This window comes from Ruegeria sp. BHSB172 (assembly GCF_059613165.1).
The window spans coordinates 102,872-118,912 of the sequence record NZ_JBXWRZ010000009.1; the positions used below are offsets into that span (position 1 = coordinate 102,872).

General features: G+C 63.9%; 18 protein-coding genes. 9 read left to right on the forward strand and 9 right to left on the reverse strand.

Annotated features, from left to right (window positions below):
- Positions 1-20: 20 nt before the first annotated feature.
- The 5 genes from gor (at position 21) to AC2FM3_RS07390 (ending at position 5,306) form a co-directional block, all read left to right on the forward strand.
- Positions 21-1,379, forward strand: coding sequence for a glutathione-disulfide reductase (gor, locus tag AC2FM3_RS07370; RefSeq protein ID WP_496680294.1), 1,359 nt, complete (start codon positions 21-23; stop codon positions 1,377-1,379).
- Positions 1,380-1,451: 72 nt separating this feature from the next.
- Positions 1,452-2,600 carry an FtsH protease activity modulator HflK gene (hflK, locus tag AC2FM3_RS07375; RefSeq protein WP_496680296.1) on the forward strand — a complete coding sequence of 383 codons (1,149 nt, stop codon included), beginning with the start codon at positions 1,452-1,454 and terminating at the stop codon, positions 2,598-2,600.
- A gap of 3 nt (positions 2,601-2,603) precedes the next feature.
- Entirely contained in the window at positions 2,604-3,491 is an 888-nt protein-coding gene (gene hflC, locus AC2FM3_RS07380) for a protease modulator HflC (RefSeq protein WP_496680297.1), read from the forward strand.
- Positions 3,491-3,685: a DUF2065 domain-containing protein gene (locus tag AC2FM3_RS07385; RefSeq protein ID WP_496680299.1), complete on the forward strand. Its 195-nt coding sequence runs from the start codon at positions 3,491-3,493 to the stop codon at positions 3,683-3,685. The genes hflC and AC2FM3_RS07385 overlap by 1 nt, the downstream gene beginning before the upstream one ends.
- Before the next feature lie 172 nt (positions 3,686-3,857).
- Positions 3,858-5,306, forward strand: coding sequence for a DegQ family serine endoprotease (locus tag AC2FM3_RS07390; protein WP_496680300.1), 1,449 nt, complete (start codon positions 3,858-3,860; stop codon positions 5,304-5,306).
- 234 nt (positions 5,307-5,540) lie between these two features.
- Here AC2FM3_RS07390 and AC2FM3_RS07395 read toward each other — a convergent pair whose 3' ends face one another.
- The 5 genes from AC2FM3_RS07395 to AC2FM3_RS07415 form a co-directional block, all read right to left on the reverse strand.
- Positions 5,541-6,209: a Crp/Fnr family transcriptional regulator gene (locus AC2FM3_RS07395; RefSeq protein ID WP_496680301.1), complete on the reverse strand. Its 669-nt coding sequence runs from the start codon at positions 6,207-6,209 to the stop codon at positions 5,541-5,543.
- Between the two features lie 123 nt (positions 6,210-6,332).
- The gene (locus AC2FM3_RS07400) at positions 6,333-6,938 is read right to left on the reverse strand and encodes an inner membrane-spanning protein YciB (RefSeq protein ID WP_496680303.1); all 606 of its coding nucleotides are present in this window, start codon (positions 6,936-6,938) and stop codon (positions 6,333-6,335) included.
- Positions 6,939-6,955: 17 nt separating this feature from the next.
- A complete protein-coding gene (locus tag AC2FM3_RS07405) occupies positions 6,956-7,858 on the reverse strand; it encodes an EamA family transporter (protein ID WP_496680305.1) in 903 nt (300 codons plus the stop codon).
- Between the two features lie 79 nt (positions 7,859-7,937).
- On the reverse strand, positions 7,938-9,089 hold the full coding sequence (gene ftsY, locus AC2FM3_RS07410; RefSeq protein WP_496680306.1) for a signal recognition particle-docking protein FtsY: 1,152 nt from the start codon (positions 9,087-9,089) through the stop codon (positions 7,938-7,940).
- A 57-nt stretch (positions 9,090-9,146) separates the two neighbouring features.
- Positions 9,147-9,782, reverse strand: coding sequence for a lysoplasmalogenase (locus AC2FM3_RS07415; protein WP_496680308.1), 636 nt, complete (start codon positions 9,780-9,782; stop codon positions 9,147-9,149).
- A 138-nt stretch (positions 9,783-9,920) separates the two neighbouring features.
- Here AC2FM3_RS07415 and AC2FM3_RS07420 point away from each other — a divergent pair, with 138 nt between their 5' ends.
- Positions 9,921-10,313, forward strand: coding sequence for a hypothetical protein (locus tag AC2FM3_RS07420; RefSeq protein ID WP_496680310.1), 393 nt, complete (start codon positions 9,921-9,923; stop codon positions 10,311-10,313).
- 12 nt (positions 10,314-10,325) lie between these two features.
- Here AC2FM3_RS07420 and xseA read toward each other — a convergent pair whose 3' ends face one another.
- Positions 10,326-11,819, reverse strand: coding sequence for an exodeoxyribonuclease VII large subunit (xseA, locus tag AC2FM3_RS07425; RefSeq protein ID WP_496680311.1), 1,494 nt, complete (start codon positions 11,817-11,819; stop codon positions 10,326-10,328).
- A 74-nt stretch (positions 11,820-11,893) separates the two neighbouring features.
- Between xseA and purD the strand changes: the two genes are divergently transcribed.
- On the forward strand, positions 11,894-13,156 hold the full coding sequence (purD, locus tag AC2FM3_RS07430) for a phosphoribosylamine--glycine ligase (RefSeq protein WP_496680312.1): 1,263 nt from the start codon (positions 11,894-11,896) through the stop codon (positions 13,154-13,156).
- Positions 13,157-13,245: 89 nt separating this feature from the next.
- Here the strand turns inward: purD and AC2FM3_RS07435 are convergent, their stop codons facing one another.
- Both AC2FM3_RS07435 and AC2FM3_RS07440 read right to left on the reverse strand, forming a co-directional pair.
- A complete protein-coding gene (locus AC2FM3_RS07435) occupies positions 13,246-13,992 on the reverse strand; it encodes an FG-GAP repeat domain-containing protein (RefSeq protein ID WP_496680324.1) in 747 nt (248 codons plus the stop codon).
- A gap of 32 nt (positions 13,993-14,024) precedes the next feature.
- Positions 14,025-14,348: a 2Fe-2S iron-sulfur cluster-binding protein gene (locus tag AC2FM3_RS07440; RefSeq protein ID WP_149776058.1), complete on the reverse strand. Its 324-nt coding sequence runs from the start codon at positions 14,346-14,348 to the stop codon at positions 14,025-14,027.
- 126 nt (positions 14,349-14,474) lie between these two features.
- On the opposite strand from AC2FM3_RS07440, the gene AC2FM3_RS07445 reads away from it, so the two are divergent.
- Both AC2FM3_RS07445 and AC2FM3_RS07450 read left to right on the forward strand, forming a co-directional pair.
- Positions 14,475-14,861 (forward strand): OB-fold nucleic acid binding domain-containing protein, encoded by a 387-nt coding sequence (locus AC2FM3_RS07445; RefSeq protein WP_496680314.1) that lies wholly within the window; start codon positions 14,475-14,477, stop codon positions 14,859-14,861.
- Positions 14,862-14,900: 39 nt separating this feature from the next.
- A complete protein-coding gene (locus AC2FM3_RS07450; RefSeq protein WP_496680315.1) occupies positions 14,901-15,716 on the forward strand; it encodes a DUF2189 domain-containing protein in 816 nt (271 codons plus the stop codon).
- A gap of 64 nt (positions 15,717-15,780) precedes the next feature.
- On the opposite strand, the gene AC2FM3_RS07455 is transcribed toward AC2FM3_RS07450, so the two are convergent.
- Positions 15,781-16,041, reverse strand: a 261-nt coding sequence (locus AC2FM3_RS07455; RefSeq protein WP_496680317.1) for a glutathione binding-like protein, incomplete at its 5' end; no start/stop codon positions are given.

The window sequence follows — 16,041 nt, forward strand, 5'->3', positions numbered from 1 at the left end:
GCTGACAGAAGGAACGCGGCATGAGCTTTGACTATGATCTATTCGTCATCGGCGGCGGCTCGGGCGGGGTCCGCGCGGCGCGGGTGGCGGCGGGTGAAACCGGCGCCAAGGTCGCGCTGGCCGAAGAGGACCGGTATGGCGGAACCTGCGTGATCCGGGGCTGTGTGCCCAAAAAACTGATGGTGTTTGCCAGCGAATATTCGGGCATGGTCGAAGACGCTCGTGCCTATGGCTGGGACATCCAGTCGGGCGCTTTCGACTGGCAGCAGTTCCGCGGCAAGCTGCATGCCGAGCTGGACCGGCTTGAAGGGATCTATCGCAATATCCTCAAGAACAACGGCGTCGAAACCTTTGACCAGCGCGCGAAACTGGTCGATCCGCACACGGTCGAACTGGCCGATGGCACCCGCAAGACCGCCAAGCACATCCTGATCGCAACCGGCGGCCGCCCCGTGGTGCCCGAGTTTCCGGGTTCGGAACTGGCGATCACCTCGAACGAGATTTTCCATCTGGATAAGCTGCCCGAGACCATGCTGATCGTCGGCGGCGGCTATATCGCCTGCGAGTTCGCCGGGATCATGAACGGCCTGGGCGTTAAGACCACGCAATTCTATCGCGGGGCGCAGATCCTGCGCGGGTTCGATGACGAGGCGCGCGGGCTGATCTGCGAAGAGATGTGCCAGAACGGTGTCGACGTGCATCTGGGCACCAATGTGCTCGAGATGAAAAAGCAGGGCGACAAGATTTGGGTCAAGGCGACCAACGGGTCGGAACTGCTGTTCGACGTGGTCATGTTCGCCACGGGCCGGGCGCCCAATGCCGACGATCTGGGGCTGGAAGGTCTGGGCGTCGAACGTGGCCGCAAGGGCGAGATCATCGTGGACGAATACAGCCAAACGGCGGTGCCCTCGATCTTTGCCATCGGTGACGTGACCGACCGAGTGAACCTGACGCCGGTCGCGATCCGCGAGGGAATGGCCTTTGTCGAGACCGTGTTCAAGGGCAACCCCACCCCGGTGGATCATGAACTGATCCCGACCGCAATCTTCACCCAGCCCGAGATGGGCACCGTGGGGCTGAGTGAGGAGGCCGCCGCCGAGCAGGAGCCGATCGAGGTCTATGCGACCTCGTTCAAACCGATGCAGAAGGCGTTCGCAGGCAGCACGCAACGGGTGTTGATGAAGCTGATCGTAAGTCAGGCCACCCGCAAGGTGCTGGGGTGTCACATCGTCGCCCCCGGCGCGGGCGAGATGATCCAGTTGGCTGGCATCGCGGTCAAGATGGGGGCGACAAAAGAAGATTTCGATCGCACGGTTGCGGTTCATCCAGTAATGGCCGAAGAACTGGTAACCATGCGACAACCCGTGCGTACCGCTTGATTTGCAAGCGCGCGCACACAGGTTACAAGTGATCCCGTGAGCTCACGGGCCAAAACAAGGGAAATGAAACACATGGCGGGCAACAGCGGAGGCCCCTGGGGGGGCGGAGGCTCATCCGGTGGCGGAGGAAACCGGGGAAACAATGGCGGCGGGCGACGTCCGCCCGAAGGCGACGGGCCGCAGATCCCCGAAATCGATGAATTGATGAAAAAGGGCCAGGAGCAGCTGCGTGTGCTTATGGGCGGGCGCGGCGGCGGTGGTCGCGGCAGCAACGGGTCCGGCCAGGGAGGCGGTGGCGGCCCGGCGATCACCAAGGGCACGATCCTGCTGGGTGGGGTTGCCGCCCTGGTTCTGTGGGGCTTTGCCAGCGCCTATACGGTCAAGCCCGAAGAACAGTCGGTTGAACTGCTGTTCGGCCGCTTTTCCGGGATCGGCACCGAAGGTCTGAACTTTGCCCCCTGGCCCGTGGTCACGGCCGAAGTCATCCCGGTGAAGGTCGAACAGACCGAGACCATCGGCTCGGGCGGTCGCGGCACCGATGCAGGGCTGATGCTGACCGGCGACGAGAACATCGTCGACATCGATTTCCAGGTGGTCTGGAACATCTCGAACCCGGCGGACTTCCTGTTCAACCTCCGCGATCCGCGCGAAACCATCCGTGCGGTGTCTGAATCGGCCATGCGCGAGATCATCGCGCAGTCGGACCTGGCGCCGATCCTGAACCGCGACCGTGCGGTCATCGCCGAGCGGCTCGAGGAGCTGATCCAGTCAACGCTGGACAGTTACAATTCGGGCATCAACATCGTCCGTGTGAACTTTGACGGGGCCGACCCGCCAGAGCCGGTCAAGGACGCCTTCCGAGAGGTCCAGTCGGCCGGACAGGAACGGGACCGGCTCGAGAAGCAAGCCGATGCCTATGCCAACCGGGTTCTGGCCGGTGCGCGCGGTGAAGCCGCGCAGGTGCTGGAAGAGGCCGAGGCCTATCGCGCCCAGGTCGTGAACGAAGCCCAGGGTGAGGCCAGCCGATTCAGCGCGGTTCTGGAAGAATATTCCAAGGCGCCGGACGTGACTCGCAAACGTCTGTACCTGGAACGGATGGAGCAGGTTCTGGGCGACGTGGACAAGATCATCCTGGACGAAAGCGCGACCGGACAGGGGCAGGGCGTCGTGCCCTATCTGCCGCTGAACGAACTGCGCCGCAATTCGGGCGAGGGGAATTAAGACATGCGTAAATCATCCTTTCTCCTGCCGGCCATTTTCGTGGTTCTGGTGATCGCCCTGTCGGCGATCTTCATTGTGGACGAGCGCGAAAAGGCGCTGGTTCTGCAATTCGGCCGGGTGGTCGACGTCAAGGAAGAGCCGGGCCTGGCCTTTAAGATTCCGATCATCCAGGAGGTCGTGCGCTATGACGACCGTATCCTCAGCCGCGAGGTCGGGCCGCTGGAAGTCACGCCGCTGGATGACCGCCGCTTGGTGGTCGACGCCTTCGCGCGCTATCGGATCGCCGATGTGCGCCAGTTCCGCGAGGCCGTGGGTGCCGGTGGCATCGACACTGCCGAGCAGCGTCTGGACTCGATCCTGCGCGCCAAAACCCGCGAGGTTCTGGGTTCGGTCAGCTCGAATGACATCCTTAGCTCGGACCGGGCGGCGCTGATGCTGCGCATCCGCAACGGCGCGATCGCCGAGGCCCGCGATCTGGGCCTCGAGGTGATCGACGTGCGCCTGAAACGCACCGACCTGCCGCAGGCCAACCTCGAGGCGACTTTCGCCCGGATGCGCGCCGAGCGGGAACGCGAGGCGGCCGACGAAGTGGCCCGTGGTGAGGAAGCCGCACAGCGGATCCGCGCTCAGGCCGATCGGACCGTGGTCGAGCTGGTGTCAGAAGCACGCCGCGAGGCCGAGATCGTCCGCGGTGAGGCCGATGCGCAGCGCAACGCAATTTTTGCCGAAGCTTATGGCAAGGACCCGGAGTTCTTCGAGTTCTACCGGTCCCTGACGGCTTACGAGAACGCCTTGAAGGGCGGCAACAGCTCGTTGGTTCTCAGCCCGGATTCCGAGTTCTTCAACTATCTCGGATCGCCGACCGGGCGCCGTGGAACGGCGGCCGAGTGATGGGCATGGTCTTGCTGGCCTTCGGGCTGGTGTTGATTGTCGAGGGGCTGGCCTATGCGCTGGCCCCTTCGCTTGTGGTGCGAATGCTCGAAGCGCTGCGCAGTCTGCCCGAACCGGCGCGGCGGCTGGTAGGGTTGCTGTGCGTGGTCAGCGGTTTCATTCTGCTCTGGGCCGCGTATCAGGCGGGGTTTTGACCCGCCGCGGTCACGCGCAGGTGAATTCCTGTGCTTACCGAGTTGCGGGGCGGTGCAAACTGACTACATTGTTTGCAAACAGGGCGCGCCAAGGCGGTCCTGATGGCGATTGTCGACAAGGAGAGACCAAGTGCAGGCATTAGCACGCAGTGTGGCCGTCCGCCGGGACGATATGGTAACGATGATGCGGTTGATGTGGCTGTCTTTTGCCACCGCGATCCTGGTGCTGGCCCAGACCGTGGCCGCGCAGGCCCGGCCCGAAAGCCTGGCGCCTCTGGTCGACAGGATCAGCCCCGCGGTGGTCAACATCACCACCACAACCCTGATCGAGGGGCAGGCCGGTCCGCGCGGCATCGTACCCGAAGGCTCTCCGTTCGAGGATTTCTTTCGCGAATTCCAGGACCGCAATGGCGGCGAGGAAAACCGTCCCCGCCGCAGCAACGCGCTGGGCTCGGGCTTCGTGATTTCCGAGGATGGATTTATCGTCACCAACAACCACGTCATCGCCGAGGCCGATGAAATCCTGATCGAATTCTTCCCGGGTGACGGACAGCCAAAGAAAGAGCTGCCGGCCAAGGTGATCGGCACCGACGAAAAAACCGATATCGCTGTGCTCAAGGTCGAGGCTTCGGGGCCGCTGAAGTACGTCACCTTCGGTGACAGCGATACGGCACGTGTCGGCGATTGGGTCATCGCGATGGGAAACCCGCTGGGGCAGGGATTTTCGGTCTCGGCCGGTATCGTGTCAGCGCGCAACCGTGAACTCAGCGGCAGCTATGACGACTACATCCAGACCGATGCGGCGATCAACCGAGGCAACTCGGGCGGGCCGCTGTTCAACATGGACGGTCAGGTGATCGGCGTGAACACCGCGATCCTGTCGCCCAATGGCGGCTCGATTGGCATCGGTTTTTCGATGGCATCGAACGTCGTGGTCAAGGTGGTCGACCAACTGCGCGAGTTCGGCGAAACCCGTCGCGGTTGGCTGGGTGTGCGCATCCAGGACGTGACCGAGGACATGGCCGAGGCGATGGGGCTGGACAAGCCCGGCGGGGCGCTGATCAGCGATGTGCCGGACGGCCCCGCGAAAGAGGCGGGCCTGCTACCGGGTGACGTGATCCTGAGCTTTGACGGGGTCGAAGTGCAGGATACGCGCGCATTGGTGCGCCAGGTCGGCGAAACCCCGGTCGGCAAGGCGGTGCGCGTCGTGGTGATGCGCGACGGGGCGACCAAGACCGTGGTGGTCACGCTGGGCCGCCGCGAAGACGCCGAGCGGTCCGAACAGGGCGTAGCTGAAGATTCTCAGGCGCCGGTCGAGGAGGACGCCACTGTTCTGGGCCTGACGATCGCACCGCTTACGGATGCGCTGCGCGAGGATCTGGGGCTGGATGCGGGTGGCGAGGGCCTTGTGGTCATGGATGTCGACGAGGCGTCCGAGGCCTTTGACAAGGGCCTGCGGGCCGGTGACATCATCACCGAGGCGGGCCAGCAGAAGGTCAGCACCATTGCCGAGTTCGAGGCCCGCATGGACGAGGCCCGCGAGGCCGGGCGCAAGTCGCTGTTGCTGCTGGTGCGGCGCGGCGGCGACCCACGGTTCGTGGCGCTGAGCCTCGAGGAGTAGGCGCTCCAAGAATGGACGGTATGGCCGGGGCTTCACGCTCCGGCCATTTTAATTTCGGTCCCGAACGCAAAAGAGCCACATGCCGGGGAGGCACATGGCTCTGGTGCAGGGAGAGGCCAGTGGACAGATATCGGGGATGATACGCTGGCCCCCTACGGTAACGTCTATCGGTGTAATGTATTGTCCGTGCCCTGTATGTGAAGCGGATCACATCGGCCGTGGTTTTCCGAAACCTCAGATCAGATCGGATTCCGCAAGCTGGCGCAGGGCATCGAAATCATGAATTTGTACCCCCCCGCGCGTTGCTTCGACCACTTTGCTGCGTTTCCAGGTGGCGATGGTCTTGGACACGGCCTCGCGTGTGGCACCGACGAATTCGGCCAGTTCGCTCTGCGACAGGGCAATTCGGGCGCTGGGTACCTCTTGCTGGTTTGCAAGGTGCAACAGCTTGCGCGCAAGGCGCACGGGCATGGGCAGGAAGACCTGCTCATTCAACTGTACCCCCATCCAGCGCATTCGCAGCCCGGCCAGCCGGATCATATCCACCGCAAGGTCCGGGTGTGCACGGATCTGGTTCATCACGTCATTGCGGCGCACGCGCAGCACCTGCGACGGCTCGGCCGCCGTGATGGTGGCGGTGCGGGGGCCGCTGTCGAACAGGGCAATCTCGCCAAACACCTCGCCCGGCCGCATCAGGCTGAGCGCCAGCTTGCGCCCGCTCATGGCCAGGAAGGAAACCTCGAGCATGCCTTCCATCAGGGCATAGAGCGCATCGCCCTCGTCGCCCTGTTCAAACAGAACCTCTCCCTGCGACAGGGATACGGGGGTTGCGAGGTTGGACAGCATGACGCGCAACCGTTCTGACGCTTCGGAAAGAAACCCGCTGTTGGGAAATGCTGTCATGGACGACACGAGGCCTCGGCCGGGAACTTGGTGGGTGGTGGTGTGTCAGCTTTCCACAGCTTGCGCGTCAAGCCAAGGATTTTGTGAGGTTTTCTACCGATGTTGGGCCCGCCGGTCGGTGTCTTAGTTCTGGTCCGGGTCGTCCATGTAGCTTTGCAGGATGCTGAATTGCAGCATCAGGAACCCCATCAAGGCGATCGGGAAGCCAAAGGTTTCGATCTTGACCCACAGATCGGTGGACAGGGTGCGCCAGACCAGTTCATTGGCCACGGCCAGCACGGCGAAACAGGCGCACAGGCGGCGGGTCAGGATCATCCAGCCCTCGTGGCGCATGGGCAGCATCTCGTCCAGCACATAGGCGAGGTAGGATTTCCCTTGCAGCAGACCGATGCCCAGCGTCAGCGAGAAGAATCCGTAGACCAACGTGGTTTTCATCTTGAAGAACCGCTCGTCGTTGAACCAGGCGGTCAGGCCGCCGAAAAAGATGACCATGATGGCGGTGAAGATCTGCATCCGGCTGAGTTTGCCGGTCAGGTACCACAGGATACCCATCGCCCCCAACATCAGCGGAACGAAGATGATGGTGGCCACGATGAAGCCGGAATATTCCGTGCCACCGATCAGAAAGCTGTCGTCGCGCAGGCGCAGGTAGATGAAGAAGAAGGCCAGCGGTGGTCCCAGTTCCAGCACCTGTTTCAGAAACGGATTGATCTCTTTCTTGTCTGCCATGCCTGTCGTCCTGCTGTTCACCCGCCCATTTCAACTATTACCGCGCCCAATGCAATCAATGCCATCAGGATTATGCGCCGAGGCCCCACGGTCTCTTTCAGGGCCAGCCAGCCGATCAGCGCGGCAAAGACGGTCGAGGTTTCGCGCAGCACCGCGGCTTCGCCGACCTTGTCCAGCCGGGTGGCCAGCATGATTGCTCCGAAAGACATGGGGGCGATCAGCCCGCCTGCAAGCCCCCGCAGCATCAACGGCCCGATCGCCGGGCGGTGAATCATCGCCCGCCAGCGCAGGAAGGCGTAGATCGGCATTGTCGCCCCGTCGATCATGAAGAACCAGGCCAGAAAGGTGAACGGATCAGCCGTGGCGCGGATGCCGTAGGCGTCATAGGTGGTGTAGAGCGCCACGAAGAGGCCGGTTGCAACCGCAAGGGCCAATGCGATGCCCAAAGTCTCGCGGTTGGTTTCCAGAAAGCGGAAATTGTAGGCAGCCAATCCAAAGATACCGGTCAGCAACACGGCAACGCCCAGCCATTGGGTGGGCGAGAAGGTTTCGTTGAACAGCAGATAGGCACCGATGACGGTGAACAGCGGGCCGGTGCCGCGCACCACCGGGTAGACCACGGTGTAGGACCCCTTGGTATAGGCCATCGCCTGCAGCGTCTTGTAGGCGACATGGATCAGCCAGACCACGGCAAATATCGGCCACATGAAAGGTTCGGGCCAGGGCACGACGAAGAACGCAATGGGCGCGGCCATCAGGCAATAGCAGGCGTCGATCGCCCCGCGCGACAGCCAGGGGTCATGCCGACCCTTCTGCAGCGCGCCGAAAACCGCGTGTAGGAAGGCCGCCATAAGGGCGAGGCCAAGGGCCAGCCTGTGTCCGGCCTCGGTGCCTTCGAGGGAGATCAGCCAGTCGCTCACGCTGCGGGTCTTTCGCTGGTGGAGAGGCTGGGGGTTTTCCACCCCCAGACCCCCGAGGATATTTGGGGCCAGATGAAGGTCAGTTGGGGGCGAGTCCGGTCAGGGCGGCGGCGAATTCCTCGGGGTCGAAGGGGGCCAGATCGTCGATCTGTTCGCCGACGCCGATGGCGTGGATCGGCAGGCCGAACTTGTCGGCCAGCGCCACCAACACGCCGCCCTTGGCGGTGCCGTCGAGCTTGGTCATCACCAGGCCCGAGACATCGGCCAGCTTGCGGAAGGTTTCCACCTGGCTGAGCGCGTTCTGACCGGTAGTAGCGTCGAGCACCAGGAGCGTGTTGTGGGGCGCCGTCTCGTCGATCTTGCGGATGACGCGGACGATCTTGGCCAGTTCCTCCATCAGATCGGCGCGGTTCTGCAGGCGGCCGGCTGTGTCGATCATCAGCAGGTCGGCGCCGTCTGCCTGCGCCTTGGTCAGGGCGTCGAAGGCGAGCGAGGCGGGGTCGGAGCCTTCGGGCGCGGTCAGGACCGGTACACCGGCGCGATCGCCCCAGACCTGCAGCTGTTCCACGGCGGCGGCGCGGAAGGTGTCGCCGGCGGCGATGACCACCTTTTTGCCGGCGGCCTTGAACTGGCTGGCCAGCTTTCCGATCGTCGTGGTCTTGCCAGACCCGTTGACGCCCACCACCAGCACCACCTGCGGGCGCTTGGGGTAGATCGGCATCGGTTTGGCGACCGGCTCCATCACGCGGGCGATTTCCTGCGCCAGCAGTTGCTTGATTTCCTGCGTCGAGAGTTTCTTGCCATAGCGCCCCTCGGCCATGTTGGCGGTGACGCGCAGGGCGGTGTCGACGCCCATGTCCGAGGCGATCAGCAGTTCCTCGAGCTGTTCGAGCATGTCGTCGTCCAGCGTGCGGCGGACCACCGGCCCGGCATCGCCGCGACCGAACAGACGCCCGATCAGGCCTTTGGATTGCGCCTGTTCCGGCAATTCCGGCGGCGGCGGGGCGGGCGTCGGATCGGCCGGCTCGGGCGACGGTGTCTCGACCGGCTGCGGTGTGGGTGCGGGTTCGGGGATTTCCGGGACGGGTTGCGGCTCGGGCTCGGGCTGGGGGATCATCGGATCGGGGGCGGTGGTTTCTTCGCCGCCGTCCTCGACGATTGCCTCAAGCCCCTGTTCGAGGCGGGACGAGGATTTGAACAGCCGGTCCTTGAGCTTGGTAAAAAACGCCATAGTGGTCTCCGCAGGTGTTCTCTTCACCTAATGCGGAATGGCGGCAGTTGCAAAGGGTCAGGTGAAGGCCAGGAAAAAGCCGAACTGTGCGCCCCAGTAGAGCGGCCAAACCAGATAGGGCGTCAGCCGCAGGGCCGGGTGGCTAGGCGGCAGCAGGAACCTTTCGGTTGCCAGGATCAGGTCCGAGGCGATGAAGGCCATCGCGGCTGGCAAAGCCCAGCGCAGCGCCCCGGCCTCGTGCAGGGTCAGAACAGTGATGCCCATGCCCAGAATGATCGGGATATAGGCAAGGACCGGTCCGCGCAGATCCCCGGCCCGAGTGGCTAGCAGCGTGGCCATCACGATTCCCAGAACGACCAGCGTCCAGGCGTATCCGGGTTTGTCCAAGATCAGCGCGGTGTCGCTTGCCGGATGGGTCAAGAACAGAGCGATGTAAACCAGATGCCCGGCGGCGAACGCCCCGATGCCGGCCATGAATGCGCCTTCTGTCTCGTGCGACAGAAGCGCGTCTCCAAAGGCGCAGAGAGAAAGCGCGAGGACCAGAAGCAGAGGGCCGGACTGCACTGCGGCCTCGACGGCCAGCAGGGCGACGCTGGCGGTTTTCAGCGCCGTGCGTAGCAGACTGGCCGGACGAGCCGTCAAGGCCAGGTAGGCCAGGGCACAGGCCAGCGCTGCGAGTACGAGAATGGTCATCTTTGGCCTCCGGTTTCCGCCTGCGCCGGAAAGTTTCGCCGCAAGCGGGGCAAATCCTCAACCCGTAACGTGGGGGCATGGCATGCGGCGGCCAAACGGGCGATGGCACAGGGCGGCGGCATCTGCCAAGATACCCCCATGTTCACGCGAGCGGCGATTCTGTTTTCCGTGCTGGCCCCACCGGTGGTGGCCCAGTCCTTGTCGGGCGCCGAATTCGATGCCTACACCCGGGGCAAGACCCTGTTTTACGGGTTCGACGGCGTTGCCTACGGGGTCGAGCGGTACCTGCCGGACCGGCGGGTGATCTGGTCATTTCTGGATGGCGACTGCAAACAGGGCGTCTGGTATGAACAGGACGGCCAGATCTGTTTTGTCTACGAAGATCGCCCGGACCCGCAATGCTGGGTCTTTAGGCAATCGGGGGGCGGGCTGGTCGCTCAGTTCGAAGGCGACCCCGAGGCAACCGAGTTGTATGAAGCGGGCGACATCGACGAAGAGATGATCTGTTATGGCCCGGATGTCGGGGTTTGATCGCTCGGGTTTCTAGAACAGCGACCCTTGATCCGGGGCTGGTGGCTTGGATGGTTTCTTCGCGGCTGAGGCCGTTCCGGACAGCGGTGCTGCCTTCAACTTTCCATCCGCGAACTCAATAGTCAGAGTGGCGTGCTTGCTGGCCATTGCCTTTGTGGTGACCACGCCGCTTTCGGCATGCACCACGGCATAGCCGCGTTGAAGTGTGGCCTTGTAGCTGAGCGTTTCCCTAAGTCGGTCGGTCGCATCCAGTTGTTGGCGAAGCCGGTCCATCCGCAGAGTCTGCGCGGCCGTCATGCGCTGGGCCAGCTGGTTGACCCGGTCGCGCTGCTGCTGGATTTCGCGCTGGATCGGGCGGATCGACAGGCGCGAGGACAGGTTGCGCAGCGTGTCCCGCCGCGCGGCCACGAGGCTGCGCAGCGTTGACGGGCGCAGGTGCCCCGACAGTTCCACCACTTGCAGGCGGCGGTTCTGCACGCCGCGTTGCAACGCTGGAGCCAGACGATCGGCAATCAGGTCCAGCCGTTGGCGCGGACCATCCAGCAGAGTTTCGGGGCGCGGCAGTGCGCGCGACAGATCGCGAAGGCGTTGGGCGCGGCGCTGCACAGCGTCGGTGGCCGCGCGGGATAGGCGGGCGCCCTGTTCGCCGGTCCAGGCCAGCAGTTCCATCCGCACGGGCACGGCCAGTTCGGCGGCGGCTGTGGGCGTGGGCGCGCGGCGGTCCGAGACATAGTCGATTAGCGTGGTGTCGGTTTCGTGCCCAACGGCCGAGATCAACGGGATCTCGGACGCGGCGGCGGCACGGGCCACGATTTCTTCGTTGAAACCCCACAGATCCTCGATCGAGCCGCCGCCACGGGCGACGATGATCAGGTCGGGCCGCGGCAGCGCGCCACCGGGCGTCAGGCGGTTGAAGCCTTGAATTGCGTTGGCGACCTCGGTCGCGCAGTTGGCGCCCTGCACGGCCACGGGCCAGATCAGCACCTTGCGCGGGAAACGGTCACGTAGGCGGTGCAGGATGTCGCGGATCACCGCGCCCGAGGGCGAGGTGACGACGCCGATGATCTGTGGCAGGAAGGGCAGGGGTTTCTTGCGCTCGGGCGCAAACAGCCCTTCGGATTCCAGCTGTTTCTTGCGCTTTTCCAGCAAGGCCATCAGCGCGCCCTGACCGGCCACGACGACCTCGTCGACGTTCATGTTGTATTTCGACTGCGCGCCGAATGCAGTGAGGCGGCCCGTGACCACGACCTCGAGCCCTTCCTCGGGGATCACCGCTAGGCCGGAGATCTGGCCTTTCCACGTGGTGCAGGCCAGCACGTTGCGGTCATCCTTGACGTCGTAATACAGGTGCCCCGAGCGCGCCTTGAATACGCGCCCGACCTCGCCGCGCACGCGGATTCGCCCGAAAGTGCCTTCCAGCGTGCGTTTCACCTCGCCCGAGATCTCGGACACGGTGTATTCGGGGGTATTCTGGCCGGGAATCGGATCGTCAAGCAGGTCGGACATTTCAGCGCCTTGTTTCGATTGCCCGCGCAGCTTAGAACGCCGCGCAGGCAAGGCCAAGCAGATCGGAGACTTTCATGAACATCCTCATTCTCGGCAGCGGCGGGCGCGAACACAGTCTGGCCTGGGCGGTGATGCAGAACCCCAAATGCGACCGCCTGATCGTGGCGCCGGGCAATGCCGGGATCGCGCAGATCGCCGATTGTGCGGCACTAGATATCGAGAATGGCGGCGCGGTGGTCAGTTTCGCCGAGGAAAACGCCATCGATTTCGTGATTGTCGGCCCCGAGGCGCCCTTGGCCGCCGGGGTTGCCGACCGGCTGCGCGAGGCGGGCATTCTGGTGTTCGGCCCCTCGGCCGAAGCGGCGCGGCTGGAGGCCTCAAAAAGCTTTACCAAGGAGATCTGCGATGCGGCCGGTGCGCCCACCGCCGCCTATGCCCGGTTCACCGAGGCCGAGCCGGCCAAGGCCTATATCCGCCAGCAGGGCGCGCCGATCGTGGTCAAGGCCGATGGTCTGGCCGCGGGCAAGGGCGTGATTGTGGCGATGGACGAGGCGACTGCGCTGGAGGCTGTGGACGACATGTTCGGCGGCGCGTTCGGCGGGGCCGGGGCCGAAGTGGTGATCGAGGAGTTCATGGACGGCGAAGAGGCCTCTCTGTTCGTGCTGTGCGACGGCGCGAACATCCTGTCGGTCGGCACCGCGCAGGACCACAAGCGCGTGGGCGAGGGCGATACCGGCCTGAACACCGGCGGCATGGGAGCCTATTCTCCGGCACCGGTTCTGAGCCCCGAGGTCGAGGAGCGTGCGATGGAACAGATCGTGCGCCCGACGATGGCCGAGATGGCCCGGCGCGGCACGCCGTTTCAGGGCGTGCTGTATGCCGGTCTGATGATCAAGGAAGGGCAACCGAGGCTGGTGGAATACAACGTGCGCTTTGGCGACCCGGAATGTCAGGTTCTGATGATGCGTCTGGGGGCGCAGGCGCTGGACCTGATGCATGCGGCGGCCGAGGGACGGCTGGACGAGGCGCGGGTCAACTGGGCCGACGATCACGCTTTGACCGTGGTGATGGCCGCGCAGGGCTATCCTGGGGAATATGAAAAAGGCAGCGTGATCAACGGGCTGGATGACTTGCCCGAGGACGGCAGCCATATGGTTTTTCATGCGGGTACCAAGGCGCAGGACGGACAGATTGTGGCCTCAGGGGGCCGGGTTTTGAACGTGACGGCGCGTGGAGCAACATTGCAGGAGGCGCGTGACAACGCTTACGCAATGGTCGAGGCCATCGATTGGCCGGGCGGCTTCTATCGGCGCGATATCGGGTGGCGGGCGCTTTGACCGTTTGAATGCCTGCAGGGAAAGGGGGCTTTGCCCCCGCGGCCTGCGGCCTCACCCCCAAGATATTTGAGGCCAGATGAAGCGTGCGGTCAGCAAGTGAGCGCGCGCGCCATGGCTTTGTTGTCGGTCAGCGGGCCGAGGTCTCTGGTGCGCCAGCCGTCTTCGTGGTGAACGGCGATGATCCGTCGCCAGTCGGCGCTGGCGACGATCAGCTCGGGCCGTTCGTTGCAGGTGCGAAGGCCGCCCGAGATGAAATCCTCGCCGATCCGGTGGTTGGTCAGGCCGCGGAGCGCGGCGATTTCCGTCAGTTGGCCGTCGGCAAAGCGCCAGATGCGTAGGATTTTGGCCAAGTGGGGGCGATCGACATAGGCGATTTCGACATGTCCGTCGCCGTCGAGGTCAGCTGCGCTGACCGGGGCCAGCCAGCGGAAACGGGTGCCGATATGCGGTGTCGCCGCCATGCGGCCGTGCGGGCCGTAGATGGCAAGGCGCGCGCCGTGCTGCGCGTCACTCTCCACCGTAATGACTTCCGGAAGACCGTCGCCCGTGACGTCGACCACCCGGGGCGCGAGGTCTTCGAAGACGAGATGATCGGGCAAGGTGAAGGTGCGGTGCACGCCGTCCGAAAGCCTGAGTTCAAGCGTCCCCCATTCGATCCGGTCACCCAGAACGCCGTGTGGATAGCGGGTGGTCGGGTCGGTGTAGTGGGCGGTCGCTATGGTTTCGGCGGCCAAGTCAGGACCCACCAGCCACAGGCATGCAGCCATCAGCGCGCCGCGCACGCGGCACGGCCAAAAGCGCACCGCCAGACGCGGCGCTTTGAAGCCGCAACGCATGCCGCCGGACGAGCGGGACATGCGCCGTCGCATCAGATCTGCTTTTCCGGCATCTGCACGATCAGCCCGTCCAGTTCGTCCGTCACCTTGATCTGGCAGGTCAGGCGCGAACGGGCCGGGTCGGGCTCGTAGGCGAAATCCAGCATGTCCTCTTCCATGTCGTCCTTGGCGGGCAGCTTCTCGACCCAGTCGGGGTGGACATAGACATGGCAGGTCGAGCAGGCGCAGGCCCCGCCGCAATCGGCTTCGATGCCGGGGATGTTGTTGTCGCGGGCGCCTTCCATCACGGTCAGGCCGTTGGCGACTTCGACGGTGTGCTCGGTGCCACCGTGCTCGATGTAAGTGATTTTTGCCATTGCTCGCGTCTTCCTCTTGCGATGTTTCGCATCTTCCTAATCAAGCCATCTAGGCGTTTCCACCCTCATTTGCGACTCGTCGTGGCGCGTCTGGACATTCGTAGCGTATGTTCTATTTTTGTTCTCATGATCGTTGCCCCGGCATCCCCCACGGTTTCAGGCCAGGACTGGCCGCGCCCGCCCGCCTGCCTGCCCGCCAACCGGCTGCAGGAGCCGCCCGAGGGCGCGCGGGTGATGGTCGCGGGGCTGGTGATCCTGCGGCAGAGGCCGGGGACGGCCAAGGGGGTGATCTTTGTCACGCTCGAGGACGAGACCGGCATCGTGAACGTAATCGTCTGGCGCAAGATCTACGAACGGTTCCGCCGGGCGGTGATCTCGGGACGGCTCTTGCGCGTCACCGGACGGATGCAGCGGGCCCATTCGGTGACCCATGTGATCGCGGAAGAGATCGAGGACATCTCGGGGATGCTGGATCTGCTGGTGCGGGGGGATGGGCAGGCCGGCTTGCCCTGATGCCTGACCTGATGCAAACTTTCCCGCGAGGAGTTTGTCATGGCATCCAAAGCCGAAGGGTCCACGCCGGGCAACCCGGCGCCGCAGCAGGGGACTGCGCCCAAGGTCAACAAGGTTACGGCGGATGATATTGCCGAGTCGCTAAAAGCGGGGTTTTCCGACTTTCTGGCGCGCCCGGTCATGAGCGGCTTTTTCGGCCTGTTTTACGCGCTGTTCGGGATACTGTTCGTTTGGGCCCTGGTCTGGCTGGGCGCGGTCTGGATGGTCATTCCCGCCGCCGTCGGCTTTCCGCTGGTCGCGCCCTTTGCCGCCGCCGGGCTGTATGAAATGTCGCGCCGGATGCAGAAGGGCGAAGACTTTGGCTGGCGTGATATTCTCACGGTCATGGCCAATCAGCGCAAACGCGAAATGGGTTGGATGGCCTTTGTCACCCTGTTCATTTCTTGGGTGTGGTTCTATCAGTTCCGGACCGTGATGGTGATCGTCCTTCAACACTCATCCTTCTCGGATCTCGAAGGGTTCCTGAATACCGTGTTCTTTTCGCCCGAGGGCTGGATCTTTCTTGCGATCGGCACCTGTGTCGGCGCTTTTCTGTCGGCGGTGCTGTTCTCGGTGACCGTCGTCGCCATGCCCCTGCTGCTTGACCGCGAGGTGGATTTCATCACCGCGATGATCACATCCGTTCGGGTCGTCCGGGAAAACCCGGTGGTCATGCTGAGCTGGGCGGCGATCATCGCGGTCACCATGCTGCTGTCGCTGGTTCCGGCCTTTCTGGGCCTGATCTTTACCCTGCCGATCCTTGGCCACACCACTTGGCATCTGTATCAGCGAGCCGTGCAGCCGGCGGAGAGGTGATCTGGCCTGCAAATGAATGGTGTCGGTAGCGAAAGCCTCGGCCAAGACAACCCGGATACCAGCTTCACCTCTTGAACAGCACCCCCTGCGCCTCTTTGCTGCGGTGATCACCGCGCAGTTCGGCGTGCAAGCCCCGCCCCGCCTGCACCCCTGGACGGGTGGCCATGACCTTGAGCCAGCGGGCCATGTGCGGTTTGTCTTCCAGCGTCTGCTGCTGGCCCTCCCACAGGCTGGCCCAGGGCCAGATCGCCATGTCGGCGATGGAGTAGAAGTCTCCGGCGACGTATTCATTCTTCGCCAGCCGCCGGTCCAGCACGCCATAAAG